General features: G+C 74.0%; 25 protein-coding genes. 9 read left to right on the plus strand and 16 right to left on the minus strand.

What is annotated here, in order from left to right:
• Positions 1–14: 14 nt before the first annotated feature.
• Together cofD and ACIGG8_RS38385 are read left to right on the plus strand one after the other, a co-directional pair.
• Positions 15–974, plus strand: coding sequence for a 2-phospho-L-lactate transferase (gene cofD, locus ACIGG8_RS38380; protein WP_396553228.1), 960 nt, complete (start codon positions 15–17; stop codon positions 972–974).
• Positions 971–2,269 carry a coenzyme F420-0:L-glutamate ligase gene (locus ACIGG8_RS38385; protein ID WP_396553229.1) on the plus strand — a complete coding sequence of 433 codons (1,299 nt, stop codon included), beginning with the start codon at positions 971–973 and terminating at the stop codon, positions 2,267–2,269. The genes cofD and ACIGG8_RS38385 overlap by 4 nt, the downstream gene beginning before the upstream one ends.
• Before the next feature lie 5 nt (positions 2,270–2,274).
• On the opposite strand, the gene ACIGG8_RS38390 is transcribed toward ACIGG8_RS38385, so the two are convergent.
• The 3 genes from ACIGG8_RS38390 to ACIGG8_RS38400 are packed head-to-tail and all read right to left on the minus strand — an operon-like array spanning position 2,275 to position 3,840.
• On the minus strand, positions 2,275–2,544 hold the full coding sequence (locus ACIGG8_RS38390) for a type II toxin-antitoxin system RelE/ParE family toxin (RefSeq protein WP_350520075.1): 270 nt from the start codon (positions 2,542–2,544) through the stop codon (positions 2,275–2,277).
• Positions 2,541–2,813 (minus strand): type II toxin-antitoxin system Phd/YefM family antitoxin, encoded by a 273-nt coding sequence (locus tag ACIGG8_RS38395; protein WP_396553230.1) that lies wholly within the window; start codon positions 2,811–2,813, stop codon positions 2,541–2,543. Before ACIGG8_RS38395 ends, ACIGG8_RS38390 begins: the two co-directional genes overlap by 4 nt.
• 46 nt (positions 2,814–2,859) lie before the next feature.
• Entirely contained in the window at positions 2,860–3,840 is a 981-nt protein-coding gene (locus tag ACIGG8_RS38400) for a DNA-3-methyladenine glycosylase family protein (RefSeq protein WP_396553231.1), read from the minus strand.
• On the opposite strand from ACIGG8_RS38400, the gene ACIGG8_RS38405 reads away from it, so the two are divergent.
• Positions 3,839–4,330: an SgcJ/EcaC family oxidoreductase gene (locus ACIGG8_RS38405; protein WP_396553232.1), complete on the plus strand. Its 492-nt coding sequence runs from the start codon at positions 3,839–3,841 to the stop codon at positions 4,328–4,330. The genes ACIGG8_RS38400 and ACIGG8_RS38405 overlap by 2 nt on opposite strands.
• Positions 4,331–4,367: 37 nt before the next feature.
• Here ACIGG8_RS38405 and ACIGG8_RS38410 read toward each other — a convergent pair whose 3' ends face one another.
• Positions 4,368–5,528, minus strand: a complete 1,161-nt coding sequence (locus ACIGG8_RS38410; protein WP_396553233.1) for a peptidoglycan recognition protein — start codon at positions 5,526–5,528, stop codon at positions 4,368–4,370.
• 115 nt (positions 5,529–5,643) lie between these two features.
• Between ACIGG8_RS38410 and ACIGG8_RS38415 the strand changes: the two genes are divergently transcribed.
• The 3 genes from ACIGG8_RS38415 to ACIGG8_RS38425 all read left to right on the plus strand — a co-directional run bounded on the left by ACIGG8_RS38415 (position 5,644) and on the right by ACIGG8_RS38425 (position 9,624).
• Positions 5,644–6,435, plus strand: coding sequence for a TIGR03089 family protein (locus ACIGG8_RS38415; RefSeq protein ID WP_350520071.1), 792 nt, complete (start codon positions 5,644–5,646; stop codon positions 6,433–6,435).
• A gap of 37 nt (positions 6,436–6,472) precedes the next feature.
• Entirely contained in the window at positions 6,473–7,822 is a 1,350-nt protein-coding gene (locus ACIGG8_RS38420; RefSeq protein WP_396553234.1) for an LCP family protein, read from the plus strand.
• Between the two features lie 224 nt (positions 7,823–8,046).
• Positions 8,047–9,624, plus strand: coding sequence for an LCP family protein (locus ACIGG8_RS38425; protein ID WP_396553235.1), 1,578 nt, complete (start codon positions 8,047–8,049; stop codon positions 9,622–9,624).
• Between the two features lie 148 nt (positions 9,625–9,772).
• Here ACIGG8_RS38425 and ACIGG8_RS38430 read toward each other — a convergent pair whose 3' ends face one another.
• The 5 genes from ACIGG8_RS38430 to ssuE form a co-directional block, all read right to left on the minus strand.
• Complete coding sequence (locus ACIGG8_RS38430) at positions 9,773–10,813, minus strand: glycosyltransferase family 2 protein (RefSeq protein WP_396553236.1); 1,041 nt, start codon at positions 10,811–10,813, stop codon at positions 9,773–9,775.
• Between the two features lie 181 nt (positions 10,814–10,994).
• A complete protein-coding gene (locus ACIGG8_RS38435; RefSeq protein WP_396553237.1) occupies positions 10,995–13,034 on the minus strand; it encodes a hypothetical protein in 2,040 nt (679 codons plus the stop codon).
• A gap of 168 nt (positions 13,035–13,202) precedes the next feature.
• Entirely contained in the window at positions 13,203–15,770 is a 2,568-nt protein-coding gene (locus tag ACIGG8_RS38440; protein ID WP_396553238.1) for an ABC transporter permease, read from the minus strand.
• Between the two features lie 18 nt (positions 15,771–15,788).
• Positions 15,789–16,577 carry an ABC transporter ATP-binding protein gene (locus ACIGG8_RS38445; RefSeq protein ID WP_350520065.1) on the minus strand — a complete coding sequence of 263 codons (789 nt, stop codon included), beginning with the start codon at positions 16,575–16,577 and terminating at the stop codon, positions 15,789–15,791.
• Between the two features lie 331 nt (positions 16,578–16,908).
• On the minus strand, positions 16,909–17,466 hold the full coding sequence (gene ssuE, locus ACIGG8_RS38450) for an NADPH-dependent FMN reductase (protein WP_396553239.1): 558 nt from the start codon (positions 17,464–17,466) through the stop codon (positions 16,909–16,911).
• Between the two features lie 385 nt (positions 17,467–17,851).
• Between ssuE and ACIGG8_RS38455 the strand changes: the two genes are divergently transcribed.
• Positions 17,852–19,204, plus strand: a complete 1,353-nt coding sequence (locus ACIGG8_RS38455; protein WP_396553240.1) for an LCP family protein — start codon at positions 17,852–17,854, stop codon at positions 19,202–19,204.
• Between the two features lie 143 nt (positions 19,205–19,347).
• Here the strand turns inward: ACIGG8_RS38455 and ACIGG8_RS38460 are convergent, their stop codons facing one another.
• The 4 genes from ACIGG8_RS38460 to ACIGG8_RS38475 all read right to left on the minus strand — a co-directional run bounded on the left by ACIGG8_RS38460 (position 19,348) and on the right by ACIGG8_RS38475 (position 22,744).
• On the minus strand, positions 19,348–19,947 hold the full coding sequence (locus tag ACIGG8_RS38460; protein WP_396553241.1) for a hypothetical protein: 600 nt from the start codon (positions 19,945–19,947) through the stop codon (positions 19,348–19,350).
• Positions 19,948–20,116: 169 nt separating this feature from the next.
• Positions 20,117–20,908 carry an arylamine N-acetyltransferase gene (locus ACIGG8_RS38465; RefSeq protein ID WP_396553242.1) on the minus strand — a complete coding sequence of 264 codons (792 nt, stop codon included), beginning with the start codon at positions 20,906–20,908 and terminating at the stop codon, positions 20,117–20,119.
• Between the two features lie 160 nt (positions 20,909–21,068).
• Positions 21,069–21,563, minus strand: coding sequence for a peptidylprolyl isomerase (locus ACIGG8_RS38470; RefSeq protein WP_350520060.1), 495 nt, complete (start codon positions 21,561–21,563; stop codon positions 21,069–21,071).
• A 71-nt stretch (positions 21,564–21,634) separates the two neighbouring features.
• Positions 21,635–22,744, minus strand: coding sequence for an alkene reductase (locus ACIGG8_RS38475; protein WP_396553243.1), 1,110 nt, complete (start codon positions 22,742–22,744; stop codon positions 21,635–21,637).
• Between the two features lie 94 nt (positions 22,745–22,838).
• Here ACIGG8_RS38475 and ACIGG8_RS38480 point away from each other — a divergent pair, with 94 nt between their 5' ends.
• A complete protein-coding gene (locus ACIGG8_RS38480) occupies positions 22,839–23,246 on the plus strand; it encodes a MerR family transcriptional regulator (RefSeq protein WP_396553247.1) in 408 nt (135 codons plus the stop codon).
• On the opposite strand, the gene ACIGG8_RS38485 is transcribed toward ACIGG8_RS38480, so the two are convergent.
• The gene (locus ACIGG8_RS38485; RefSeq protein WP_396553244.1) at positions 23,243–23,935 is read right to left on the minus strand and encodes a class I SAM-dependent methyltransferase; all 693 of its coding nucleotides are present in this window, start codon (positions 23,933–23,935) and stop codon (positions 23,243–23,245) included. The two genes, ACIGG8_RS38480 and ACIGG8_RS38485, sit on opposite strands and share 4 nt — an antisense overlap.
• 72 nt (positions 23,936–24,007) lie before the next feature.
• Between ACIGG8_RS38485 and ACIGG8_RS38490 the strand changes: the two genes are divergently transcribed.
• Positions 24,008–24,604, plus strand: coding sequence for an NAD(P)H-dependent oxidoreductase (locus ACIGG8_RS38490; RefSeq protein ID WP_396553245.1), 597 nt, complete (start codon positions 24,008–24,010; stop codon positions 24,602–24,604).
• A gap of 30 nt (positions 24,605–24,634) precedes the next feature.
• Here the strand turns inward: ACIGG8_RS38490 and ACIGG8_RS38495 are convergent, their stop codons facing one another.
• Together ACIGG8_RS38495 and ACIGG8_RS38500 are read right to left on the minus strand one after the other, a co-directional pair.
• Positions 24,635–25,171, minus strand: coding sequence for a GNAT family N-acetyltransferase (locus tag ACIGG8_RS38495; RefSeq protein WP_396553246.1), 537 nt, complete (start codon positions 25,169–25,171; stop codon positions 24,635–24,637).
• A 126-nt stretch (positions 25,172–25,297) separates the two neighbouring features.
• Positions 25,298–25,513, minus strand: a 216-nt coding sequence (locus tag ACIGG8_RS38500) for an acyl-CoA dehydrogenase family protein (RefSeq protein ID WP_363627431.1), incomplete at its 5' end; no start/stop codon positions are given.

Genomic DNA, 25,513 nt, shown 5'->3' on the forward strand with positions numbered 1-25,513 from the left:
GGCAGGATGACCCCATGCGCATCGTGGCACTGGCAGGCGGAATCGGCGGAGCGCGCTTCCTGCGCGGACTCCTCGCGGCGGTCGGACCGCAGGACGAGATCACCGTCATCGGCAACACCGGCGACGACATCCACCTCTACGGCCTCAAGGTCTGCCCCGACCTCGACACCGTGATGTACACCCTCGGCGGCGGCATCCACGAGGAACAGGGCTGGGGCCGGACCGACGAGACCTGGTCGATCAAGGCCGAGATGAAGGAGTACGGCGTCGGCCCCGAGTGGTTCGGGCTCGGCGACCGCGACTTCGCCACCCACCTCGTCCGCAGCCAGATGCTCACCGCCGGGTACAGCCTCAGCCAGGTGACCGAGGCGCTGTGCGTCCGTTGGAAGCCCGGCGTGCGGCTGCTGCCGATGAGCGACGACCGGGTCGAGACCCACGTGCGGATCACCGACGAGCAGGGCACCCGGGCGGTCCACTTCCAGGAGTACTGGGTCAAGCTGCACGCCGCCGTGGACGCCGAGGCGATCATCCCCGTCGGCGCGGACACCGCCAAGCCCGCGCCCGGCGTGCTGGAGGCGCTCGCCGAGGCCGACGTCATCCTCTTCCCGCCGTCCAACCCGGTCGTCTCGATCGGCACCATCCTCGCCGTCCCCGGCATCCGGGAGGCCGTCGCCGCCGCCGCGGCACCCGTCGTCGGGCTCTCGCCGATCATCGGCGGGGCGCCGGTGCGGGGCATGGCCGACAAGGTGCTCGCCGCCGTCGGCGTCGAGGCCACGGCCGAGGCGGTCGCACTGAACTACGGCTCCGCCCTCATCGACGGCTGGCTGGTCGACACCGCCGACGAGGCGTCGGTGGCCGCGGTCGAGGGCGCCGGGATCGCCTGCCGGGCCGTCCCGCTGCTGATGACCGACGTCGAGGCCACCGCCGAGATGGCGCGGGCGGCGCTGGCGCTGGCGGAGCAGGTCCGCAAGTGACCGAGCCGCTGCGGATCCTGGGGATCGAGGGGATCCCGGAGGTCGACGCCGGCGCCGACCTGGCCGCGCTCATCGCCAAGGCCGGCACGTACCTCGACGGCGACATCCTGCTGGTCACCTCGAAGATCGTCAGCAAGGCCGAGGGCCGGCTGCTGCACGACGCCGACCGCGAGGCCGCGATCGACGCCGAGACCGTCCGGCTGGTGGCCCGGCGCGGACCGATCCGGATCGTCGAGAACCGCAACGGCTTCGTCATGGCCGCCGCCGGGGTGGACGCCTCCAACACCGCCCCCGGCACCGTCCTGCTGCTGCCCGAGGACCCGGACGCCTCGGCCCGCGCGCTGCGGGCCCGGCTGCAGCAGCTCACCGGCCGCCGACTCGCCGTCCTCGTCACCGACACCTTCGGGCGGCCCTGGCGCAACGGGCTCACCGACGTGGCGATCGGCGCCGCCGGGCTCTGCGTGCTGGAGGACCACCGCGGGCGCACCGACAGCCACGGCAACGAGCTGGAGATGACCGTCACCGCGACGGCCGACGAGCTCGCCGCCGCCGCCGACCTGGTGAAGGGGAAGGCCACCGGAGTCCCCGTGGCGGTCGTCCGCGGACTCGGGCACCTGGTCACCGCCGAGGACGGCGACGGCGTCCGGCCGCTCGTCCGGCCCTCCACGGACGACATGTTCCGGCTCGGCACCTCCGAGGCGCTGCGGCAGGCCGTCACCCTGCGGCGCACCGTCCGCTCCTTCACCGCCGAACCCGTCGACCCGGCCGCCGTCCGCCGCGCCGTCGCGGCCGCCGTCACCGCGCCCGCCCCGCACCACACCACGCCCTGGCGGTTCGTGCTGCTGGAGTCGCCCGACACCCGCACCCGGCTGCTCGACGCGATGCTCGCCGCCTGGCAGCGCGACCTGCGCGAACTCGACGGCTGGGACGACGCCAGGATCGCCCGCCGCACCGCGCGCGGCGACGTCCTGCGCGACGCGCCGTACCTGGTGGTGCCCTGCCTGGTGATGGAGGGCTCGCACGACTACCCCGACGCCCGGCGCGCCGCCGCCGAACGGGAGATGTTCACCGTCGCCGCCGGCGCCGCCGTGCAGAACCTGCTGGTCGCCCTCACCGGCGAGGGCTACGGCTCCGCCTGGGTGTCGTCCACCATGTTCTGCCGCGACACCGTCCGCAGCGCCCTGGACCTGCCGGCCGGCTGGGACCCGATGGGCGCCGTCGCCGTCGGCCGCCCCGCCGAGCCCCCGCGCCTGCGCCCGGAGCGCAGCGCCGACGCCTTCGTCGAGGTGCGGTAAGGAGGTCAGAGGCCGCGATAGATCTCGCGACGGTTGCCCACCTTCACGACGAGGATCACCAGCACGTCGTCATGGATCTCGTACGCCACGCGGTAGGCGCCCACGCGGAGGCGGTAGAGCCCCGCGTGGCCCGTCAGCTTCTTGACGTCCGGGCCGTCGGCATACGGGTCGTCGCCGAGCCGGGTGAGCGCGGCAAGAATCTGCATGGCATCGACCTGTCCGATGCCGCGCAGCTGCCTCCGGGCGTGCGCGGTGAACCGGAACGCGTACTTCACGCGGCGCTCCCGACGGCCCCCGGCGGGTCCGAGAAGAGGTCCGCCAGGAGTTCGGCCATGCTCACGGTGGGTTCGTTCCGGTGCTTCTCCGCCTCACGGGCAAGGATCTCGTCCTCCGCCTCCTCTATGGCGTCGAGAATCTCGATCGGCACGATCGCTCCCACTCGCTCACCCTTGCGAGTGATCACGGTGATCTCGCCGGCCTCGGCCTGAGTGACCACCTCGGCGAGGTGCGCGCGCAGTTCCCGGATGCTCATGGCGTCAGTCATGGCTCAAGCGTACACACGGGTGCGTACACCGGGTGTGCGCTTGGCGTCAGCGGTGGCGGTGGTCGTTGGGGGTGAGGCGGGGGCCGTAGCGGGGGGCCCGCGTGCCGGTGGCCAGCAGGAGGCGGCAGACGCGGTGGCGGTGCGGGCGGTAGGGCTCCAGGAGGGCGAGCATCTGGTCGTCGTCGCTGCGGGGGCGGCCGGCCAGGGCCCAGCCGACCAGGTTGGGCAGGTGGAAGTCGCCGACCGAGACCGCGTCCGGGTCCCCGTTGCTGCGCTGCAGGGTCTCGGCCGCCGTCCAGACGCCGATGCCCGGGACGGCGGTGAGGCGGGCGAACGCCTCCTCGTGGCCCATCGCGGAGGCCTCCTCCAGCCGCGGCGCCAGCCGGACGGCCCGCATGACGGTCGCGGACCGCTTCGGGTCCACGCCCGCCCGGTGCCACTCCCAGCTCGGCACCATCGCCCACTCCCGGGCCGACGGCGCCACCCGCATCCCCTCGGCCGGGCCCGGCGCCGGGGTGCCGAAGTCCCGCAGCAGGGTGCGCCAGGCGCGGTAGGCCTCGTCGGTGGTGACCTTCTGCTCCAGGATCGCCGGGACGAGGGACTCCAGCACCAGGCCGGTCCGGGTCAGCCGCACCCCGGCCGTACGACGCTGGGCGTCACGCAGCGGACCGGGCGGCAGCACCAGCGCCTCCGGCGTGTCCTCCGCGCCCAGCAGCGCGGGCAGCCGGTCGAGCAGCCAGTCCGCGCCGGGGCCCCAGGCGGTCGCCTCGATCTCGCCCGCGGCGGGGTGCGGCAGCACCCGCAGGGTGCCGACGCCCGCCGGGGTGCGGGAGGCGCGCCACACCGCACCGTCCCCGGCGGTCCGGTACGACGGGTCGGCGGGACCGCGGCGCAGCGGCAGCAGGGTCCGGGCCGTGTCCAGCGGGAAGCCCGGCCGCCAGCGCCGCGCCGAGCCGCCGCCGGTGCCGTCCGTCCCGCCCGTCACTGCCGTCGCCTCCTGCGCCGCCGTCGTCGACCATGGGTACATGAACGATACGCGGCTGCCGGAACTGCCCTCCGGGGACGAGATCGCGGTGCGGGGGCTGTACCGCCGGATGCTGGAGGGGTGGAACCGCCGGGACGGCGCGGCCTTCGCCGGGCCGTTCGCGGTGGACGGGCAGGTGATCGGCTTCGACGGGAGCGGGCACCGGGGCCGGTCGGTGATCGCCGCCGAGCTGGGGCGGATCTTCGCGGACCACGCGACGCCCCGGTACGTGGCCACCGTGCGGCGGGTGCGGGCGCTGGCGCCGGGGGTGGCGCACCTGGAGGCCGCCGCCGGGATGGTGCCGGACGACGCCGGGGAGCTGGACCCCGGGCTGAACGCGGTGCAGACGGTGATCGCGGTGAACGCGGGGGCGGGGTGGCGGATCGCGCTGCTGCAGAACACCCCGGCGCGGTTCGACCTCCGGCCGGATCTGACCGCGGGGCTGACGGAGGAGCTGCGGGCGCTGGTCGGGCCGGGACCGGAGCCGGGGTAGCGGCGTCCGGTCCGACCGAGGGGGTGCCGACGGGGGCTCAGCGGCCCTGGAGGTGCGCGGCCCAGGAGCGGATGTCGTCGAGCCGGGCGTAGAGGCCGTCGCCGGGGCACTCGGTGGCGAAGGCGTCCCGGTGTCCGGAGACGGTGTCGAAGGAGACGACCGTGCCCTTGGGGTAGCGGCTCTGCGAGGAGCCGGAGGTCAGGTTGGTGTGGCCGGCCGCGTCCTGGCCGGTCAGGCCGAGCTTCCAGGCCGCGATCTTGCTGATGCCGTCCACGATCTCCTGCGGCGGGCCCTCCGTGGTGAAGGTGCCCAGCGCGGCGACGCCGGCCGAGTCGCTGTTGAAGCCGAGGGTGTGCGCGCCGAGGACGGGCTGCGAGACGCCGCCGGCGCGGCCCTCGTAGATGGTGCCGCAGCGGTCGACCAGGAAGTTGTAACCGATGTCCCGCCACCCGTTGCTCTGCACGTGGTACTGGTAGATCGCGCGGATCATCTGCGGTGCGTCGCTGCACGCGTAGTCGGTGGCGGTGTCGGTGTGGTGGACGAAGACCGCCTTGACCGTCCCGGTGTAGACGAAGCCCGTCTCGCGCAGCGACTCGTCGGCCCCCCAGCCCGCCCGGGTGACGATGCCCGGCCGCGGCGCCTCGTGGTCCTGTGGTGTCCGGGCGGCCGCGGTCTCGGCCGGGAGGACGCGCACGGCGGACGCGGAGGCGGCGCCCCTGCCCGGGTCGACCAGTTCGACGCGGAGCCCGGCGGGCAGCCCCTTCGGTCCGGGGGTGACCTCGACGGCCACGCCGTCGCTGGGGCCGGTCCACAGCGGTGCCGTGGAGCCGCGGATGCCGGAGCGGCCGTCCCGTTCGTCGGGGGCGTCCTCGTTCTCGACGGCGAGCGGACGCCAGGCGGTCCAGGCGCCGGTGGAGACGCGGTGGGTGCGGACCCGGATCGAGGTGCCCGCGAGGGACTGCCGGGGGTCGTCCCAGCTCACCCCGATGAGCGAGAAGGGCTTGGTGGCGCGTTGGGTGACGGTGTGTTCGGCGGCGGTCAGCGACATGCTCGTCACGGTTCCGCCGCCGGCGGAGGTCTGTTCGGCGGGTGCCGGGTCGGCGACGGCGGTGGAGACGGCGGTGGAGACGGCGGTCGACTGGAGCAGCAGGACGGCGACGCAGCTCGTGGCCGCGCCGGCGAGAAGTGAGATACGCATGAAACGGATATTGACGACAATTCGCCACTGTCGCCACGTCAGCGTACGCCGCTCGCGCGTGCCGCCCGCCACCCCTCCCGACCTCCCACTCGAAGGCCGTAGGCTGGGGCGCACCATGACTGCGCCTTTCGCTGCCGATGCCCGCACCCCCGTCGAGCTGCTGCACGCATTCCTGCGCGGCGGCACCCCTTCCGTCGATCCCGCGGCCCCGCTGGTCACCTTCTACGACGACGCCACCGGCGAACGGGTGGAGCTGTCCGCCCGGACCTTCGACAACTGGGTGGCCAAGACGGCCAACCTCCTGCAGGACGAGTTGAACGCCGGCCCGGGCGACCGGGCGGCACTGTTGCTGCCCGCCCACTGGCAGAGCGCCGTCTGGCTGCTCGCCTGCTGGTCGGTCGGCGTGGCGGCGGTGCCGGGCGGCGCCCCGGCCACCGCGGACCTGGTGGTCAGCGGCCCGGACGGCCTGGAGGCCGCCCATGCCTGCGAGGGCGAGCGGGTGGCGCTCGCCCTGCGCCCGCTCGGCGGACGCTTCCCGCAGCGCCCGGACGGCTTCCTCGACTACGCCGCCGAGGTGCCCGGCCAGGGCGACCGCTTCGCGCCGTACTCCCCCGTCGCCCCGGACGGCCAGGCCCTGGAGACGGAGGTCGACGGGCTGCCGCTGAAGCTGACGGGCGAGCAGACCGTCGCGCTGGCCCGGGAGGGGGCGGTCCGCCTCGGCCTGAAGCCCGGCGACCGGGTCCTCTCCACGCTCTCGTACGACGACTGGGCGGGCCTGGAGGCCGGCCTGCTGGCGCCGCTGGCGGCCGGCGCCTCGGTGGTGCTGTGCCGCAACTCCCAGGCACTGGGCGCCGAGCAGTGGGAGAAGCGGATCGAATCCGAACGGGTGACACTGCGCCTCGGGTGACCCACGGGCCCCGGCCGGGCGGGTAGGGATGCCTGCCATGGCCGAGGACGACACCGAGCACCCCCCGACCGACACTCCCCCGACGGACGCGTTCCCCGAGGACGCTCCCCCGAACGGGACCGGACGCCCGCGCAGGCGCCGGCGGTGGCTGATGATCACCGCCGGCGTCGTCGCGTTCCTGCTGGTCGCCAGTGGGGTGCTGCTCTGGATCGCCTACCGCAAGCTGGACGGCAACATCCGGACCGACTCGACCACCGACCGGCTGCTCGCCAAGCTGGAGGCCGAACGGCCGAGCCGCACCGTCGGCGCGCGGGGCGCCGAGAACATCCTGCTGATCGGCAGCGACGACCGCTCCGGCTCGAACGGCTCCTACGGCGGCCAGGCCGGCACCGAGCGCTCGGACACCACGATCCTGCTGCACCTGGCCGCCGACCGGAAGCACGCGACGGCGGTCTCCGTCCCGCGCGACGTCATGGTCTCCGTCCCCGCCTGCGAGCAGCCGGACGGCACCCGCAGCAAGCCCGTGCTGATGCAGTTCAACCGGGCCTTCGAGACGGGCGGCCCGGCCTGCTCGATCCGCACCGTCGAGCAGCTGAGCGGGATCCGGATCGACCACTACGTGATCCTCGACTTCAGCGGCTTCAAGACGATCGTGAACGCGATCGGCGGCGTCGAGGTCTGCGTGCCGCAGCCGATCCACGACAAGGACGCCAAGCTCGACCTGCCCGCCGGCCGGCAGACCCTGCACGGCGAGCAGGCGCTCGGCTACGTCCGGGCCCGGGAGAGCCTGGGGGACGGCAGCGACACCCAGCGGATGGGCCGTCAGCAGCAGTTCCTGGCCGCGCTGATCCGCAAGGTGGAGTCCCAGGGGGTGCTGCTGAACCCGACCCGGCTGTGGCCGGTGCTGGACGCGGCGACCTCCTCGGTCCGGGCGGACGGCGGGCTGTCCTCGCTCGGGGCGCTGTACGACCTCACCCAGGACCTGCGCGGCATCCCGTCGGCGAACGTGGTCTTCCTGACCGCGCCGCGCCGCCCCTACCGCTACGACTCGGACCGGGACGAGTTCGTGCAGCCGCAGACCGGCCAGCTGTTCACGGCGCTGCGCGACGACCGGCCCGTCACCGTCCGGCCGCCCGGGTCGGCGCCGTCGTCGGGAGCGGGCACGAGGGCGGGCGCCGGGGCCGGCTCGGGGTCGAGTACCGGGGCGGGTTCGGGGCCGAGTGCGGCGCGGACCACCGGAGCGAACGCGAGCCCGGGCGCGGACTCCGGCGAGGCGGCCGGAGCGACGACCACGGCGGCAGCCACGGCCACCGCGTCACCCTCGGCGGGCGCCTCGCCCACCTTCGAGGGACGCACCGCCGACGTGGACGCCTGCGCACAGCACTGAGCGGGCCGCGCGGGGCCGGGTACGGCCGGACTCCGCCACGCCGCAGGTCGGCGCCGGTGTGACCGCCAAATGCGGACAGGTGAACGTAATTTACCTCCGCTTTGTTCAACCATGATGCAGATCACACCAGGAACGATTCCCCCATTCGGCTCGTCTACTGTGTCCGGATCGGCCCGTCAGTACGGGCGGGCCGGAGCCGTGACCGGTCGAACGTAGGGAACCCCGTGCACGAGGAGCAACCGGAAACCGGCCGGTACCGGGTGGACCCGGCGCCCGGTGTCCCCCGGCAGCGCCGCCGCCGGGCAGCCGAGGCGCCCGAGGCACCGGCCGGTGAGAGCCGTCGGGACAGCCGGCGACGGGCGGCCGCCCTCGCCAAGCGGCAGCGCCGCCGCCGGGCGCTCAAGTGGACCGCCGGCGCCGGGGCCCTGGTGATGGTCGCGGGCTGCGGCGGGGCGTACTACCTGTACCGGCACTTCAACAGCAACCTGACCTCGGTCAAGGTCCAGCTGGGCGACGAGGCCGAGCGCCCCAAGGCCGCCGGGGAGGCGCTGAACATCCTGGTGATCGGCACCGACAGCCGGGAGGGCCTCGGACGCGCGTACGGCGACGAGGGCAGCGTCGGACACGCCGACACCACGCTGCTGTTCCACATCTCCAAGGACCGCTCCAACGCGACGGTGATCAGCCTCCCGCGCGACCTGATGGTGCCGATCCCGGACTGCCAGAACGCCCAGGGCAAGAAGGTCCCGGGCTCGCAGCGGAACGAGTTCAACAACAGCCTCGGCCAGGGCGGGCGGGACGCGGGCTGCACCTGGAAGACCGTCGAGAAGAACACCGGGATCCGGGTCGACCACTTCGTGCAGGTCAACTTCGAGGCGGTGAAGACCCTCTCCACCGCCGTCGGCGGGGTCGAGGTCTGCGCGGCCAAGGACATCAACGACTCCGGCTCCCACCTGAAGATGACCAAGGGTCGGCACGTCGTCCAGGGCGAGGAGGCGCTGGCCTTCGTCCGCACCCGGCACGCGGTCGGCTTCGGCGGCGACCTCAGCCGGATCCCCCTGCAGCAGCAGTTCATCAGCTCGATGATCCGCAAGATCAAGAGCGACGACACCCTGACCAGCCCGACCAAGCTCTACAAGCTCGCGGACGCCGCCACCAAGGCGCTGACCGTGGACTCCGGCATCGGCAGCGTGGACAAGCTCAAGGACCTCGCGCTGGACATCAGCAAGGTCGACACCAAGAACATCACCTTCGCCACCGTTCCGGTCCTGGAGGACCCCCAGGACAAGGACCGGGTGATCTTCAAGCAGCCGGACGCCGGACAGCTCTTCGCGATGGTCGCGGCCGACCGCTCGCTCACCGAGACCGCCGCCCCGGCCGCGCCCGACGGCGCCGCGCCCACGACGCCCGCCGCCACCGCCCCGGCGGTGGACACCAAGGCCGTCCAGGTGACGGTCCGCAACGGCAGCGGGAAGCGCGGGCAGTCCGGGCCGACCGTCGACAAGCTCCAGGCGAAGGGCTTCGCCAAGGCCGCGGTCGGCAGTGACGCCCCCGTCGCCGAGACCACCACGGTGTCCTACCAGCCCGGTCAGGAGGCCGCGGCCGGCGCCCTGGCCGCCGCCCTCGGGCTGCCGGGCGACGCGGTCAAGCCGGCTGCGAAGGCGGACCCGAAGGCCGGACTGCTGCTGGTGCTGGGCAAGGACGTGCTTGCCGCGCCCGCCGGCCCGGCGGCGGCGCCGACCGCGGCGCCCGAGGACCTCCAGCGGGTGCAGGCGGACGACACCGACGCCTGCGCCAAGTAGGCCGCTGCGGGCGGACCGGCACGGGGCCGTCCGCCCCGCGGGCCGGGGAAAGCTGCCGGGCCGTCATCCGGAGCGGATGACGGCCCGTTGGTCGACGGCCGGGGGCCCGGGGCGTTCTCGCGGAGCGGCCCGGTCCTCGCGGGGGGGGTCAGCCGGTCTTGGAGAGCACGTCCTTCGCGGACGGGCCCACGCTGGCGATCACCCGGCGCGCCAGCGAACGCGGCGAGGTGAGGAAGCCGAAGCCCCAGCTGAGGTGCATGGTCGCGAAGGCCACCGGCAGCATCGTCCTGGCCTTGAAGGACAGGCCGCGGCCCTCGGTCACGGCACCGCCGACGATGCCCAGCAGGTAGGCGCCGGGCACCGCGAGGAAGGCCGGGTGGACGGCCGCGCCGAGCACCAGTCCGAGGGTGACCGCCAGCAGCGCGGCCGGCGGGGCGAGGTAGCGCAGGTTGACCGAGCCGCGGTGGTAGCGCGTGACCACCCGGCGCCAACGGCCGTAGTCCTTGTACTGCTTGGACAGCGCCCGCACCGAGGGCCGGGGCCGGTACGTCACCTTGAGCTGCGGGGTGAACCAGATCAGGCCGCCGTCCTGGCGGATCCGGTAGTTCAGCTCCCAGTCCTGGGCGCGGATGAACTCCTCGTTGTAGCCGCCGAGCTTCTCCAGCACCTCGCGCCGGAACACGCCGAGGTAGACGGTGTCCGCCGGGCCGGCCAGGCCACCGGTGTGGAAGGCGGCGTTGCCGACGCCGAGCTTGGAGGTCATCGCGGCGGCGACCGCGTGCTCCCACTCGGTCTCGCCCTCGGCGTGCATGATGCCGCCGACGTTCGCCGCGTCCATCTCGCCCAGCAGCCGGACGGCGGTCGCGATGTAGCCGGGGGTGAGAAGGCCGTGGCCGTCCACGCGCACCACTATCGGATGGCGGGAGCCCCGGATCGCGGCGTTCAGTCCGGCGGGCGTCCGGCCGGTGGGGTTCGCGACCGTCCGCACCCGCGGGTCTTCGGCCACCAGCTCGGCGGCGATCTCGTCGGTGCGGTCGCCGGACGGACCGAGGGCGATCACCACCTCGATCGGCCCCGGGTACTCCTGGTCCAGGATGCGCCGGACGGCCGTGCGCAGGTGACGTTCCTCGTTGAGCACCGGCATGATCACGGAGACAGCCGGCAGCTCCTCAGCAGCCTTGGTGTTCATCGGGGCCCACCGTACCGGTGCGGACGCGCCCCCGTCTCGCCCCGGTCCGGGCGGCCGCGCGCACCTCGCGGCGCGGCACCGGCACTGTGATCGAGAACACCGCACTCCCTGGTCGGAGCGGTTCCCCGCCGGGGTGGCGCGGTGCCGGTCCGGTGCGGATCCGGTGCCGGCCGGTGCCGCTTCAGAGCGCGTAGTGGGCGACGGTGAACACCGCGTAGCCGGCCAGCGCGATCCGGTTCACCAGGTGCTGGGGGCCGCCGAGGCGGTCCGGCAGCGCGCGGTCCGGGCGCAGGTCGGGCCGGTGGGCGGCGGTGGCCACCGTGCGGGCCAGCGCCTCCGGGTCGTACCGGTCGCCGAAGAGGCCGGCCAGCCAGACCGCGGGACGGCTGGCGAAGGAGAACTCCCGCCCGCCGCACAGCCGGATGGTGAGCAGGTTCCGGTGCACCGCCGCCGCGCTGATCTCCGCCCACCGGAAGCTGCGGGTGCGCAGTGCGGTGGCCACCCGCAGGCCGTTGCGGTCGGCCACGATCTGCCAGGACAGCGTCTGGGCGCAGGCGAGGATCGCCAGGGAGCCGATCCAGAGCGGCCGCACCAGGTTCTCCCACCAGCCGTCGTCGTCCAGCAGCACCACGGCGGCCGCGACCAGCAGCGCGGCCAGCGGCCCGGCCGCCGCCCGCAGCGGCGCGGGCATCTCCCAGCGGCGGGCGGCCACCGGCTCGGCGTCCGGTCCGGCCGCGGGGGCGGCGGCCACGGTCTCGGCGGTCAGCGCGGCGACGGCGAGTTCGCGCCCGCGGTAGCGCTCGGTGAGCCGGCTGAACCGCGGGGCCCGGGCGGCGGGGTCGGCCACCGCCGCCACCCAGTACGGGTCACCGTCCAACAGGCCCGGCCGGACGAGGAGTTGGTGGTCGGTTCCGTCCGGGCCGCGGTACAGCACGGCGGGCACGCTGCGGCCGGCGTGGGCCAACCGGGCGGCGGCCTGGGCGGGGGTCGCGCGGTCGTGGAACTCCTCGTCGTCCTCGCCCAGCAGGGCGTCGACGTCGTCCGGGTCGTCGTCGAAGCCGTCCGGGTCGTCCGGGTCGGGGTGGGCCAGCGGGTCGGGGTAGTCGGCGTCCTCGTCGCCGGTCGGCAGGTACTCGGGCACCCAGGCCGAACCCTCCCCGTCCGGCGCGCCGCCGCCGGCCCAGCGGTAGCGGTCGCGCTCGACCAGCCGCCAGAGGCCGGGGCCGTCCGGCGGCCCGTCCAGCGGTTGCACCAGCAGGTCGCCGCGGGCGTCGGCGCGCACCCGCACGGCGAGCGCGGGGGCGGAGCCCTCGAAGGCCGGCCGGTCGCGGCGGGCGGCGGCGACGGCGGCGGAGCCGAGCAGCACCAGGCCGGGCAGGGCGATCAGGCCGCCGGCGCTCAGCTGGCCGGAGAGGTCGTAGTCGTCGCCCAGGGCGCGCACGTAGTCGCCGTCCACCAGCAGCGGGACGGGCTCGCCGGGCTGCGGCCGCCGCTGCCACCAGACGTCGAGGGCTGCGGTGCGCTCGGGTCCGCCGTCGGGCGGCTGGAAGCGGACGGTCAGGACGCCGTCCCGGTCGGCGGTGCCCGCGGTGCCGGTCACCCGGGCGGCCTGCTCGGCGGCGGCGTCCGTCCGGGCCTGTGCCCAGAGCCCGTACAGCGGGAAGGCCGCGGCGACGACGAGCAGCACGACGCCGAGGACCCGGCGCCGCACGGACGGTCCGTCGCGGTGGACGGGCGAGGGCGCGCCCGCGGCCGTCCACGGGAAGGGGACGGGCGGCGCCATCAGCTCGTCCAACTGCTGGCGGGCGCGGCGGCGGCCGGCCTCGGCGCCCAGCAGGACGGCGGTGAGCAGCACGTGGAGCAGCACCGCCGACCACCGGGCGAGCGGGGTGACCAAGCCGTCCGGCAGGTACCAGAGCAGGGCCAGGACGACGGGCGGGACGAGCGCCCGGGCCCGGATCCTGGTCGCCAGCAGGACCACCTCGGCCAGGACCGACCAGCCGGCCAGGGCCGAACCCCAGGTGTCCCGGCAGACGCCCGCGGCGTTGCACCGGGCGGCACTCGGCTCCACGGCGGTGGCCAGCACGGCGAACGCGAGCGGCAGCAGCGCGAGCCAGCGGCCGTCCAGCCGCCAGGCCGTACGGGCGGCGCGCCAGCGGGCGGCGGCCGCGGCGGTGAGGGGCGCGGCGCTGGGCAGCGGCGGAGCGTCCGAGGGGAACATCGGACGATCATCTCAGCCGTCCGGAGGCCGAACCGGCGTCAGGGGCACCGCTCGCAACAGGCTCCCGACGGCCCGGGGGACGGCCCGCCTCCGCATGCCGCAGGGGCCGGGTGCTGCGCGCACCCGGCCCCTGTCCCCGCTCCTGCTCCGACGCCCCCCGGCGCCGGATCAGTCCGTCGCGATGGCGGCGAGGACGTTCATCCGTCCGGCCCGGAAGGCGGGGACGAGGGCCGCGACCAGACCGATCACCACCGAGGAGACCAGGGTGATCGCGATCGTGACGGCCGGGACGGAGAGCGTCCCGAGGCCCTGGTCCCGCAGGACCCCCTGGACGGTGACGCCCCAGGCGAGGCCCAGCCCGGTGCCGAGGACGGCGCCGAACACCGCGATCACCACGGACTCCAGCCTGATCATCCGGCGCAGCTGGCGGCGGGAGAGCCCGATCGCCCGCAGCAGGCCGATCTCCCGGGTCCGCTCGACCACCGACAGCGCCAGGGTGTTGACCACACCGAGCACGGCGACCGTGATCGAGAGGGCGACCAGCCCGTAGATCAGGTACAGCAGGGTGTTCACCTGGGACTGCACCAGCTCCTTGTAGCCGGCCTGGTCCTTGACGACCAGCTGCGGGTACTCCTTGAGCCCGTCCTGCAGGGCGGCCAGCGTCCTGGCGACGTCGGCGCCGGGGGCGGCCTTGGCGAAGAAGGTCCACACCGGCGGCTGCTCGGCGGCCGGGACCACCCGGGCCATGGTGTCCATGGCCACGAAGGAGCCGTCGCCGAACAGCTCGCCCTTGGCGAAGACCGCGCCGACCGGCAGCTCCTGGGTGCGGCCCTTGCCGTAGTCGACGGTCACCCGGTCGCCGGCCTTCAGGTTGTGGTCCTTGGCGAAGGCCTCGCCGATCCCGAGCGAGCCGCGGGCGATCGAGTCCACCGCACCGGTCCTGACGGTCGGCCGGAAGTCGGTGCCGAAGAAGGCGGACGGCACCGCGGTCAGGTCGCTCTTCGCCTGCCCGCCGTCCGGCAGCCGGACCTTCGACATAAAGGACTTCTGGGTGGTGACGTGGTCGATGCCCGGGGTCCGGCGCACGATGTCCAGCATCTCGGGGGTGACCTCGGTGCGGCCGCCCTGGATGATGTAGTCCACACCCACCGACTTGTCGATCTGCGCATTGGCCGAGGTGACCGCCGAGGAGCTGAACACCGAGGAGGCGATCACCAGCGCCAGGCCGATCATCAGTGCGGCGGCCGTGGCGCCGGTGCGGCGCGGGTTGCGCATCGCGTTGCGCTGGGCCAGCTTCCCGGACGGGCCGAACACGGCCGGCAGCACCGCACCCAGCACCCGGACGATCGCCGAGGCCAGCAGCGGGCCGAGCACCACGGAGCCGACCAGGGTCAGCAGCACGCCCAGGCCCAGGTACCGGCCGCCGGTGGCCGCCTTCTCCGACAGCGCGCCGAGCACCAGCAGGGCGCCGCCGCCCGCCGTCAGCAGCAGGCCGACGACCGTACGGACCAGGTTGGCGCGGCCCTCGGCCGGGGTGCCGTGGTCGCGCAGGGCGGCCATCGGCGAGATCCGGCTCGCCCGGCGCGCCGGGAACCAGGCGGCGACCAGGGTGACCACGATGCCGAGCGCGTAGCCGGCGACGAAGACGTCCGGCCCGATCTGCAGGTCGGCCGCCTTGAGGTCCATGCCGATCGCGTTCATCAGCTTGATCAGGCCGACCGCGACGCCCAGGCCCGCCGCGACCCCGAGGGTCGAGCCGAGCACGCCCAGGATCAGCGCCTCGACCAGCACCGAGCGGTTGACCTGAGAGCGGCTGCCGCCGATGGCGCGCAGCAGGCCGATCTCCCGGGTCCGCTGGGCGACCAGCATCGAGAAGGTGTTGATGATGAGGAAGCCGCCGACGATCGCCGAGACGAAGGCGAAGCCGAGCATCGCGTACTTCATGAAGTCGAGGCCGCTGCCGACCTGCTTGGTGTTCTCGTCCTTCTGTTCGGCCGCGGTCTTGACCTGGTAGCCGCCGCCGATCCTGGCCGCCGCGTCCGCCTTGAGCTGGTCGTTGCTGCGGCTGCCGTCGCCGAAGGCGTCGATCGAGGTGTAGGCCGGCTCGCCGATCAGCACCTGCTGGGCGGTCGGGGTGTCCAGGAAGCCCAGCGCCGCGCCCGGATTGGTGGTGGTGAAAGTGGCGATGCCGGCGATGGTGAAGTCGTGCTTGCCGCCGGAGTTCTCGACCCGGACCTTGTCGCCGAGGCCGAGCTTGGCCTTCTTCGCGGTGTCCGCGTCCAGCACCAGTTCGCCGGGGCCGTGCGGCGCGTGGCCGGAGGTGATGGTGACGGGGTTGCGCGGGGTCTCGGTCCAGTTGCCGAGCATGGTGGGCGCGCCGCTGGTCGGGCCGACCAGCTTGTTGGTGGCCGGGTCGACCAGGATCGCGTTCTGGACCATGACCCGGCCGACGGCCTTCTTCACGCCCGGCAGCGCGGCGATCCGGTCGGCGAGCGCGGCCGGGACGGTCGGCGGCTTGACGGCGGCCTGCTGCTCCTCGTCCTCGGCCGGCTTGGGCGGCTGGACGGACACGTCGGAGGCGGTCGCGGCGAAGAGCCTGTCGAAGGTGCTGGTGGCGGTGTCGGAGAAGACGAGGGTGCCGGAGACGAAGGCCACCGACAGCACGACGGCGATGAGCGAGAGGGCCATCCGGCCCTTGTGGGCGAAGAAGCTCCGCAGGGAGGTCTTGAGCAGCATGGTGGTGTGGCCCGCCGCTCAGCTGGTGCGCTTGCCGTCGAAACGGCGCATGCGTTCGAGGACGGAGTCGGCGGTGGGCGCGTGCATCTCGTCGACGATCACGCCGTCGGCGAGGAAGAGCACGCGGTCCGCGTAGCCGGCGGCGACCGGGTCGTGGGTGACCATCACCATGGTCTGGCCCAGCTCGTCCACCGAGCGGCGCAGGAAGGTCAGCACCTCGGCGCCGGCCCGGGAGTCCAGGTTCCCGGTGGGCTCGTCACCGAAGATGATCTCGGGGCGGGCGGCCAGCGCGCGGGCCACCGCGACGCGCTGCTGCTGGCCGCCGGAGAGCTGGGTCGGGCGGTGCTTGAGCCGGCCGGCCAGGCCGACGGTCTCCACCACCTGGTCCAGCCAGGCCTGGTCGGGCCGGCGGCCGGCGATGTCCATCGGGAGCGTGATGTTCTCCAGCGCGTTCAGGGTCGGCAGGAGGTTGAACGCCTGGAAGATGAAGCCGATCTTGTCGCGGCGCAGTCTGGTCAGCTGCTTGTCCTTGAGGCCGGTGATCTCGGTGTCGCCGATCCAGATCCGTCCGCCGCTGACCGTGTCGAGCCCGGCCAGGCAGTGCATCAGGGTGGACTTGCCGGAGCCCGAGGGGCCCATGATCGCGGTGAACCGGCCGCGCTGGATGTCGACGTCGACCGCGTCGAGCGCGGTGACCTTGGTCTCGCCCGAGCCGTACGCCTTGGTGACCTGACGTGCCGATGCGGCGACGGCGGAGGCTCCGCCGGGAAGCTGGGGGTCGTACACGGCTGCTGCTGCCGTCGTCACTGGAGTCTCCTCGTGGAAGGTGCGCTCACCCGTTGGCCCCAGCCTCACGGGCCCGCCCGCCGCACGACATGGGGCAGGCCGTAGTCCTCGACCGGGAGTAAGCCCCACCCTCCCGGTGGACCTGGCTGCCGGACCCGACGTTTCCGGGCCGCTTCCCGGCGGGTGGGGATGTGTGAACCACGTTAGGAGTGGACGGCGGACGGCTCGTCATCCGACGGAATGAAGCGCCTCAACCAAGGTTCTACGGGGCACGACGTGCCTCCCCCTAGGGGTCGCCGCGGCCCGCCTCGGGGACGCCCCGTACGGGCCGCGGCGACGGCAGCCCGGCCGGTCAGCAGCCGGTCAGCGCCGGTGCGGCCAGTCGCTCCAGGGCCGTGGCGAAGCCCTCGACGACCGGCTCCAGCAGGATCCGGGCCTCGCGCTCCAGCAGGGTCGAGCCGTCCTCCCCGGCGGTGATGTGGCGGTCGAGCACGAACCAGCCCTGGGTGATGTGGCCGGCGCCCATCGAGCTGAGCACCGGACGCAGCGCGTAGTCCACCGCGAGGACGTGCGCGGGCGAGCCGCCGGTGGCCAGCGGCAGGACGGCCTTGTCCGCGAGCGCGTACTGCGGGAGCACGTCCAGCAGGGCCTTCAGCAGCCCGGAGTAGGCGGCCTTGTAGACGGGGGTGCCGATCACCACGCCGTCGGCACGGGCGAACAGCTCGGTGACCGCGACGATCTCGGGGTGGTCGAAGTCGCCCGACAGCAGCGCGTGCGCGGGCAGGCTGCGGGCCTCGAAGGGGACGACGTGGTGGCCACGGTCCGCCAGCCGCGCGTCGACGTGGCGCAGCAGGCGGGTGGTGCGGGAGGTGGCGGACGGGGAGCCGGAAACGGACAGGACGACGGCCATGGGTTCACCTCTGGCTGGAAGCGGGGCGGCGCTGCGCAGCCGGGGGGGAGGCGCTGCGGCGGGGTCACCGGGGTGGGGCCCGGCGCCGGGGCGGCACGTCGGGGGACGTGCGGGTCTCGACGGGTGCGCGTCAGCCGCGACAGAGCGAACAGGCCGCACCACGCCGGAGGTCGACGTGCCGCCGACGCGTGAGTGCAGGCTGATCCATGCCTGGCATGCAAGCACGGCCTGTTCGAGCCGGTCAAGAATCGTTTCAGCCGCTGGACCGCGGGGTGTCCGGACGTTACGGCAGAACGATCCGGTACGTGCATCAAAACTGCTACAAGAGGCCCGGTGGGCCCCCCGGGGGGAGTCAGCCCGACCGGGGTCGGGCATCCTCAACGGCATGAACACGTGGCAGGAAGGCCGCCCGGGGGGCGGCGGGAACCCGTACGGCGGCAACGGCGGAGGCGGCGCGGCGGCCGAGCCGCCGCTTCCGGCCTCGCTGAACCCGCGCGGGCCGGGGGCGTCCGCGCCGCGGCCCGCGGGGCAGCCGGGGCCGTCCCGGCTCGGTGGTGTTCCGCAGCAGGGGTCCGGCGCCGCGGGCAGCCACCCCGGTGCTCCGGCCGGCCACCCCGGCGCTCCGGGAAGCCACCCCGGCGCTCCGACCGGCCCCGGGCGACCGGGTGGTCCGGGCGGTCCCGGCGGCCCTGGTGGCCCCGGCGGTCCGGCCGGCCCCGCCGGCGCCCGGCCGGCCGGTGCGCAGGCCACGCGCTGGCCGCGGCGCCGGATCGTCAAGTGGACGGTCTTCGGCCTGCTGATCGCCGTCATGGTGACCGCCGTCTCCACCTGGTTCTGGGCGGACTCCAAGCTCAACCACGAGAACGTGCTCGCCGACTACCCGGGCCGCCCGGCCGCGGGCAAGGGCACCAACTGGCTGATCGTCGGCTCGGACAGCCGCCAGGGCCTCACCGAGGGCGAGCAGGACGACCTGCACACCGGCCACGACGAGGGCAAGCGCAGCGACTCGATGATGATCCTGCACGTCGGGGACAACGGGAACACCCTGATGAGCATCCCGCGTGACTCCTGGGTGCCGATCCCCGAGCACGCGGGCAGCAACGGCAAGCCTGTCAAGGGCACCACCGCGAAGATCAACTCGGCCTTCGGCGCCGGCGGCGGACGCCTGCTCGTCCAGACCGTCGAGCAGAACACCGGCATCCGCATCGACCACTACGCCGAGATCGGCTTCGCCGGTTTCGTCGGGATCGTCGACTCGATCGGCGGCGTCGAGATGAAGATCGACCAGCCCGTCAAGGACAAGGACTCCGGGCTCGACCTCCAGGCCGGCGACCAGACCCTCACCGGCAAGCAGGCCCTGGCCTTCGTCCGCCAGCGCCACCAGATGGCCGACCAGGACCTCGGCCGGATGCGCAACCAGCAGAAGTTCCTCGGCGCCCTCGCCCACCAGGCCGCCTCCCCGGGCAACCTGCTCGACCCGTTCACCTTCTACCCGCTGGTCGACTCGGCGCTCGGCACCCTGATCGTGGACGACGACTGCGGGCTGACCGACCTCGGCTCGCTCTTCCTCGCCATGAAGGACGTCAACGGCGGCGGCGGCAAGACGATCACCGTGCCGATCGGCAACGCGGACTTCCGGACCAAGACCGGCGAGTCCGCGGTGCTGTGGGACGCCAACAAGTCCAAGCAGGTCTTCGACGCCTTCAAGAACGACACCGCGGTGCCGGACGTCAAGTAGGCGCTCGCCCCGCTCCACCGTCGACGCCGCCGCCTCCCCGACCGCCCGGTCCGGGAGGCGGCGGCGTTTCCACGGGACGGGGATGCGCCCAGGGGGCCCTCCGGGGGCGGCGTCCGGCCGACCCTCCCCGGTTCCCCGCCGGGTCAGCCTGCCTCGGCCTGACCGGCGTACGGCAGCAGGCCGGTGCCGCACTCCGGGAAACGCACCAGCCACTCCCCCTCGCCGCCCGCGTCCTCGGTGGCACCCGAGTAGCCGTAGTGGATCGGCTGCCCGGCGCCGCCCAGCCAGCGGGCGTGCGCGAGCTGCACCGACAGGGCGGCCGGTCGGTGCGGCGCGGCCTGCTCCAGCACCAGTTCGTGCTCGGTCTCGCCGGGCCGGAAGATCACCGCGGTCTCGGTGCTCGGGCGCCGGGTGAAGACCCGCGCCCCGTCCGTCCAGTAGGCGGCGACCGTCACCGCCAGCGTGCCGTCCAGGCTGCCGGTGCCCGGCCGGACGTACTCCTCGTCGGCGACCCAGCGGGCGTGGTGGCGGAGCTCGTCGCCCCGGCGCTCGTCCCAGCGCACCCAGTAGCCCGCCACCCGCTTGACGGTCATGCCCTCGCGGACCACCCGGACCGCGAACCGCGCCGGGCCGGTCGGCTCCCCCGCGGCCGGCTCGCGGGAAGCCGGCTCGCAGGAGGCCAGGGAGACCACCGTCACCTGCTCGTAGGTCACCTCACCGTCGTCGGCGCCCTGCTCGATCATCGCTGAACCACCTTGCCGGGAAGTCGGGTTCGGCCGCGGCTCGGCCCACGTCCGAGGAGAGCGTAGGGCGGCGTCGGCGCGGGTCGGGACGATTGGGCGGTTCCGGCCCGGCGGCCGCCCGCCCGGGCTACCCTGCCCCTCCCGCGACCCGGCCGGCCCCGACCCGACCTCAGCCGGGCAGTCGGTCGAGCGCGATGCCGAAGTGCTCGCGGTAGGCGCTCAGCGCCTCCGCCCCGGTGAGCTGCCGCTCGGTGCGGGTGCCGTCGGCGGCGGAGCGGATGAGCCGGGTGCCGCTGAGCGTCGTCCGGCCGCCGTCCTCGGTGAGCACGGAGCAGGTGGTCGAGCGGGTGAAGGGCGAGTCCGGCGAGGTGCTCTGCCACCAGCAGGTCGGACCGAAGTCGGCGAGCGGGTACGGGCGCGGGTCGAGGCGGTACTGCGGGGCGCCGTCCATCCGGACGTCCAGCTCGCCGTGGGCGCCGTACGGGGCCACGATGAACGTGCCGTGCGGGTCGGGCTGCGGGGCACGCCCGTCCAGGCGCAGCGGGAGGCGGCTGAACCGGCCGAAGCCGACGTCGACCAGCCAGGGCTCGTCCAGGTCGACCCGCAGCGCGAGGTGGTCGAACGGCGGGCCGAGGCGCTCCCCGTCGAAGACCCGGCCCGACAGCAGGCTCACCCGGTAGCCCAGGGAGCGCAGCAACTCGGCGAAGGCGCCGTTCAGTTCGTAGCAGAACCCGCCGCGCCGCCGCTCCACCACCTTCGCCACCAGGGCCGCCGGGTCGAGCACCACGGTCTCGCCGAGGTGGAGGCTCAGGTTCTCGAACGGGACGGCCCGCAGGTGGGCCTCCTGCAGCCGCGCCAGCGCCTGCGCCGACGGCTCCCCGGGGTCCGGCACGCCGATCCGCCCCAGGTAGGCCGCCCGTGCGGCGGGTGTCAGGCCCTCGTACGCCTTGTCGTCGTCCATCCGCCCATTCCAGCCGGGCCGGGGACGCCGGGCCATCGGTCCTTGGGCCTAGGACCCTCGTTCGTGGGCGGTCGGCGGGAAACGCCACCGCCCCGGAGTGGGAAGTCGGCGGATCCGACTTCCCACTCCGGGGCGGTACGCGTGCCTCAGACGGCGGTGATTACTCGACCACGCCGGACTTGGCGATCTTGATGACGGCCGAGGTGCGGCCGCTCTGCGAGCCGAGCGACTCGATCTTCTTCACCAGGTCCATGCCCTCGACGACCTCGCCGAAGACGACGTGCTTGCCGTCCAGCCAGTCGGTCACGATGGTGGTGATGAAGAACTGCGAGCCGTTGGTGTTGCGGCCGGCGTTGGCCATCGACAGCAGGCCCGGGCGGTCGTGCTTGAGCTGGAAGTTCTCGTCCGCGAACTTCTCGCCGTAGATGCTCTTGCCGCCGGTGCCGTTGTGGTTGGTGAAGTCACCGCCCTGCAGCATGAAGGCCGGGATCACGCGGTGGAAGCCGGAGCCCTCGTAGCCGAAGCCGTTCTGGCCGGTGGCCAGCTCGCGGAAGTTCTGGGCCGTCTTCGGGACGACCTCGTCGAACAGCTTGAAGACGATGCGGCCGGCCGGCTCGTCGTTGATGGTGATGTCGAAGAAAACGTTGGAACTCATGCAGGGATCATGGCACGAGCGGTCCGCTCCCGCGCGGTACCCCCGGGAGCGCGCAGGCCGGAGGCGCCGTGCTATCCGGTCTGCCGGCCGCTCAGCGCGGGGTAGTCGGTGTACCCCTCGACTCCCCCTCCGTACATCAGCCCGTCGCGGAGCGGATTGAGCGGGGCGCCGGTGCGCAGGCGCTCGACCAGGTCGGGGTTGGCGAGGAAGCCGCGGCCGAAGGAGATCAGGTCCGCCCCCGCCGCCAGCAGCCGTTCGGCGGCGGCCCGGCCGCCGTCCTCGGGCAGCGGCCCGCCCCAGCCGAGCACCGGGTTGGCGATCAGGGTGCCCGGCCAGGTCTTGCGGAGCTCCTGGAAGACGGCGTCCTCCGGGTCCGCGAAGACCACGTGCAGATAGGCGAGGCCGTCGTCGGCGAGCTCGCCGACCAGCGCGCGGTAGATCTCGGCGGTGTCCCCCTCGTCCATGCCCTGGCCGGTGAAGCCGGGCGAGACCCGCAGGCCGACCCGCTCGGGGCCGATCTCCGCCGCGACCGCCCGGACCACCTCGACCACGAAGCGGATCCGGTTCGCAACCGGGCCGCCGTACGCGTCGGTGCGCCGGTTGGTGTTCCGGGCGAGGAACTGGTGCAGCAGGTAGCCGTTGGCGCCGTGCACCTCGACCCCGGCGAAGCCCGCCTCGACGGCGTTGCGGGCGGCGGCCGCGAAGTCGGCCACGGTCTGCCGGATCTCCGCCCCGGTGAGCTCCCTGGGGACGACGGCCTCCCGGTGCCCGCTCGGCGTGTGGACCGTCTCGGGGAAGGCCACCGGCGAGGGCGCCACCGGGTGCAGCCCGCTGTTCTCCGGGTGGCCGATCCGCCCGCCGTGCTGGAGCTGCAGGAACATCCGGCCGCTGGCCGCGGCGACGGCCCCGGTCACGGTGCGCCAGCCGGCCACGTGCTCGGGGGCGTGGACGGCGGGGGTGCCGGCGTACGTCCGGCCGACCCGGTTCGGGGTGGCGGCCTCGGCGATGATCAGCCCGGCGCCGGCGCGCTGCGCGTAGTACTCGGCCATGATCGGCTGCGGAACACCGTCGGCGCCGGCCCGGGTGCGCGTCATCGGTGCCATCACCAGGCGGTTGGGGAGGCGGAGCGGGCCCAGGTCCGCGGGCTCGAAGAGACCGGCGGTTCCAGTGTTCGTCGTCATGCCGGAGACCGTAGAAGCTAACATCGGTGTCAGGTTCAAGTCCCTACGGGGCGAAGCCCTTTCGGGGCTCGGATCGGACGACGGGGTGGACGGCATGCGGATCGGCGAACTGGCCCGGCGGACGGGCGTCAGCGAGCGCTCGCTGCGCTACTACGAGCAGCAGGGCCTGCTGGTGGCCCGCCGCACCGACGGCGGCCACCGGGAGTACCCGGAGGCGGCCGTCGACCGCGTGGTGCACATCCAGGAGCTGTTCGCGGCCGGGCTGCACAGCCGCACCATCTACAAGATCCTCCCCTGCATGCGGGACTCCGACGGCAGCCCGAGCGAGATCGCCACCCCGCTGCTGGTCGAGGAGCTCACCGCGGAGCGGGAGCGGATCGACCGGACGATCAACGACCTGCTGCGCTCGCGCGAGGTGCTGGACGAGGTGATCGTGACCGCCTCCGGGGCGCCATCACAGCCGGCCCGGCCCGCGCAGCCGTCCGCGTCCGAGGCCGCCTAGGACGGCCCGGCCGGGCCGCCGACGGACGGCTGGCGGGCGGCTGCGGGCTTGCGGGCCAGCAGGTAGGCCTGCGGGGTGCTCTCCTCGCCGTCCGGCTCGCGGACCGTACGGGAGGTCATCACCAGACCGGCCCCGCGGACCAGCTCCTCGACGCGCTCCGGCCGCAGGCGGCGGAAGTCCAGTGACACCGGGTGGCCGAAGGGCCGCTCCAGACGCAGGGGCTCCTCGCCGACCTGGAAGGCGAGCAGCAGTCGGCCGCCGGGGGCGAGCACCCGGGCGAACTCGGCGAACACCTCGGGGAGGCGCTCCGCCGGGGTGTGGATGATCGAGTACCAGGCCACCGCGCCGGTCAACTCGCCGTCCCGGAAGGGCAGTTCGAACAGCGAGCCGACCTCGAACGGAACCTCCGGGTAGGCGGCCCGGGCCAGCTCGACCATCCGGGGCGAGAGGTCGATCCCGCGCACGTCCAGGCCCAGCCCGTGCAGGTGGCTCGTCACGTAGCCCGGGCCGCAGCCGAGTTCGGCCGTCCTGGGGTCCGGACGCTCGGCGCGGACCAGGTCGGCGAAGAGCGCCAGCACGGCGCGGTCCGTCGGCCTGGTGTCCATCGCGCGACTGAAGCGGTCGGCGTAGTCGGCGGCGATGGTGTCGTAGAACGCCCTGGTCGTGGTGAGGAAGTCCGGCTCGGTCATGGCCCGGCACCCTACCCGTCGCCCTCGGAACGTAGCATCACCTTTCGTCAACCAGCGGGAGGGGAACGGACGATGAGCACGATCGGGGTCTACCTGGCGCACCCGCGCCCCGGCAGTTTCAACCACGCCCTGTACGAGGCCGTGGTAGACGAACTGCGGGGGCGCGGCTGCGAGGTACGGGCGCACGACCTCTACGCGGAGGGCTTCGCGCCGCTGCTGACCGCCGAGGAGACCGGCACGGTGGACGCGGCGGACCCGTCCGCCGATGCCGGCCTCGCCCTGCACCGCGCCGAGGTGGCCACCCTGGATGCGATCGTGCTGGTCCACCCCAACTGGTGGGGCATGCCGCCCGCCGTCCTGGCCGGCTGGGTGCAGCGGGTGCTGGCCCCCGGCGTCGCCTACAAGCTGGGCACGGCGGACGGCGAACCGGCCGGACTGCTGCGGGCCGGGCGGGCCCTGGTGCTCAACACCTCGGACACGCCCGAGGACCGCGAGCGCAGCGAGTTCGGCGACCCGCTGGAGCGGATCTGGGCGGCCTGCGTGCTGCCGTACGTCGGCGTCACCGACGTCCGGCGGACGGTGTTCCGCACCGTCACCGACTCGACCGCCGCCGACCGCGCCGAATGGCTGCGGCGGGCGCGGGCGCAGGCGGCGGCACTGCTCGACTGACCGGCTCCCGGGGACGGGCCCCGGGAGGCCTCAGAGCTCCAGCTCGGCCACCGTCTGGTCGCCGCTCAGCTCGCCGGTCGGGCGGAAGCCGAGGCGGGCGTAGAACTCCGCCGGGCCGTGGGGGCCGGGCACGTAGGTGACGGTGGCCCGGGTGCCGCCGCGGCGGCGGATCTCGGCGCAGACCTGCTCGACGGCGAAGCGGCCGTAGCCCCCGCGCTGCGCGTCGGCGTCGACCAGCAGGCGCCACAGGCCGGAGCGCGGGTGGTCGTCGGGCTGCTCCGGGTGGAAGCGGATGTCGAAGAAGGCCATCACGAAGCCGACCGGCTTCCCGTCGTCCAGGATCAGCCGCGGCCACGCGGTCTCCCCGTACGCGTACGCCTCGGCCAGCGACTTCACCACCGGCGCGACCAGGCCCTCCTGGTCGGGGCGCACCCGCAGGGCGAGGGCGGCGTCGATGTTCTCGGGGGTGACGGCGGCCAGGCTGAGGGTGGACGGCGCGGGGGCCGTGGCGGAACCGGAGGCCGTGGCGGAGGCGGGCAGGGCGGACACGGAAGGTGCTGAGGACATGGCGGGCAGCCTAGGGAGCGGAGCTGCCCGCCGTCGCCCGGATTTCCTCCGACCGGCGCGGCCCCCGACCGCGGACGGGCGGTCGGGGGCCGTGGGTGCCCGGGCCGGACGGGGCCCGTGGCCGCCTTACGGGAGGTTGCGGGCCATGACGATGCGCTGGACCTGGTTGGTGCCCTCGTAGATCTGCGTGATCTTCGCGTCCCGCATCATCCGCTCCACCGGGTAGTCACGGGTGTACCCGTACCCACCCAGCAACTGCACCGCGTCCGTCGTGATCTCCATCGCCGCGTCCGACGCGTAGCACTTCGCCGCCGCACCGAAGAACGTCAGGTCACCGTCCCC

Origin of the sequence: Kitasatospora sp. NPDC085464, from assembly GCF_044541955.1 — a bacterium.
GTDB lineage: Bacteria > Actinomycetota > Actinomycetes > Streptomycetales > Streptomycetaceae > Kitasatospora.

What these genes read in the sequence shown, in the direction of transcription:
- ACIGG8_RS38420 (WP_396553234.1), top strand. Translation starts at nt 6,473, where the DNA reads ATGGCCGAGGACGACACCGAGCACCCCCCGACCGACACTCCCCCGACG.
- ACIGG8_RS38490 (WP_396553245.1), top strand. Translation starts at nt 24,008, where the DNA reads ATGAGCACGATCGGGGTCTACCTGGCGCACCCGCGCCCCGGCAGTTTC.
- ACIGG8_RS38475 (WP_396553243.1), bottom strand. Translation starts at nt 22,744, where the DNA reads ATGACGACGAACACTGGAACCGCCGGTCTCTTCGAGCCCGCGGACCTG.
- cofD (WP_396553228.1), top strand. Translation starts at nt 15, where the DNA reads ATGCGCATCGTGGCACTGGCAGGCGGAATCGGCGGAGCGCGCTTCCTG.
- ACIGG8_RS38440 (WP_396553238.1), bottom strand. Translation starts at nt 15,770, where the DNA reads ATGCTGCTCAAGACCTCCCTGCGGAGCTTCTTCGCCCACAAGGGCCGG.
- ACIGG8_RS38395 (WP_396553230.1), bottom strand. Translation starts at nt 2,813, where the DNA reads ATGACTGACGCCATGAGCATCCGGGAACTGCGCGCGCACCTCGCCGAG.
- ACIGG8_RS38480 (WP_396553247.1), top strand. Translation starts at nt 22,839, where the DNA reads ATGCGGATCGGCGAACTGGCCCGGCGGACGGGCGTCAGCGAGCGCTCG.
- ACIGG8_RS38430 (WP_396553236.1), bottom strand. Translation starts at nt 10,813, where the DNA reads ATGAACACCAAGGCTGCTGAGGAGCTGCCGGCTGTCTCCGTGATCATG.
- ACIGG8_RS38410 (WP_396553233.1), bottom strand. Translation starts at nt 5,528, where the DNA reads ATGCGTATCTCACTTCTCGCCGGCGCGGCCACGAGCTGCGTCGCCGTC.
- ACIGG8_RS38470 (WP_350520060.1), bottom strand. Translation starts at nt 21,563, where the DNA reads ATGAGTTCCAACGTTTTCTTCGACATCACCATCAACGACGAGCCGGCC.
- ACIGG8_RS38465 (WP_396553242.1), bottom strand. Translation starts at nt 20,908, where the DNA reads ATGGACGACGACAAGGCGTACGAGGGCCTGACACCCGCCGCACGGGCG.
- ACIGG8_RS38460 (WP_396553241.1), bottom strand. Translation starts at nt 19,947, where the DNA reads ATGATCGAGCAGGGCGCCGACGACGGTGAGGTGACCTACGAGCAGGTG.
- ACIGG8_RS38455 (WP_396553240.1), top strand. Translation starts at nt 17,852, where the DNA reads ATGAACACGTGGCAGGAAGGCCGCCCGGGGGGCGGCGGGAACCCGTAC.
- ACIGG8_RS38495 (WP_396553246.1), bottom strand. Translation starts at nt 25,171, where the DNA reads ATGTCCTCAGCACCTTCCGTGTCCGCCCTGCCCGCCTCCGCCACGGCC.
- ACIGG8_RS38435 (WP_396553237.1), bottom strand. Translation starts at nt 13,034, where the DNA reads ATGTTCCCCTCGGACGCTCCGCCGCTGCCCAGCGCCGCGCCCCTCACC.
- ACIGG8_RS38485 (WP_396553244.1), bottom strand. Translation starts at nt 23,935, where the DNA reads ATGACCGAGCCGGACTTCCTCACCACGACCAGGGCGTTCTACGACACC.
- ACIGG8_RS38415 (WP_350520071.1), top strand. Translation starts at nt 5,644, where the DNA reads ATGACTGCGCCTTTCGCTGCCGATGCCCGCACCCCCGTCGAGCTGCTG.
- ACIGG8_RS38400 (WP_396553231.1), bottom strand. Translation starts at nt 3,840, where the DNA reads ATGTACCCATGGTCGACGACGGCGGCGCAGGAGGCGACGGCAGTGACG.
- ssuE (WP_396553239.1), bottom strand. Translation starts at nt 17,466, where the DNA reads ATGGCCGTCGTCCTGTCCGTTTCCGGCTCCCCGTCCGCCACCTCCCGC.
- ACIGG8_RS38405 (WP_396553232.1), top strand. Translation starts at nt 3,839, where the DNA reads ATGAACGATACGCGGCTGCCGGAACTGCCCTCCGGGGACGAGATCGCG.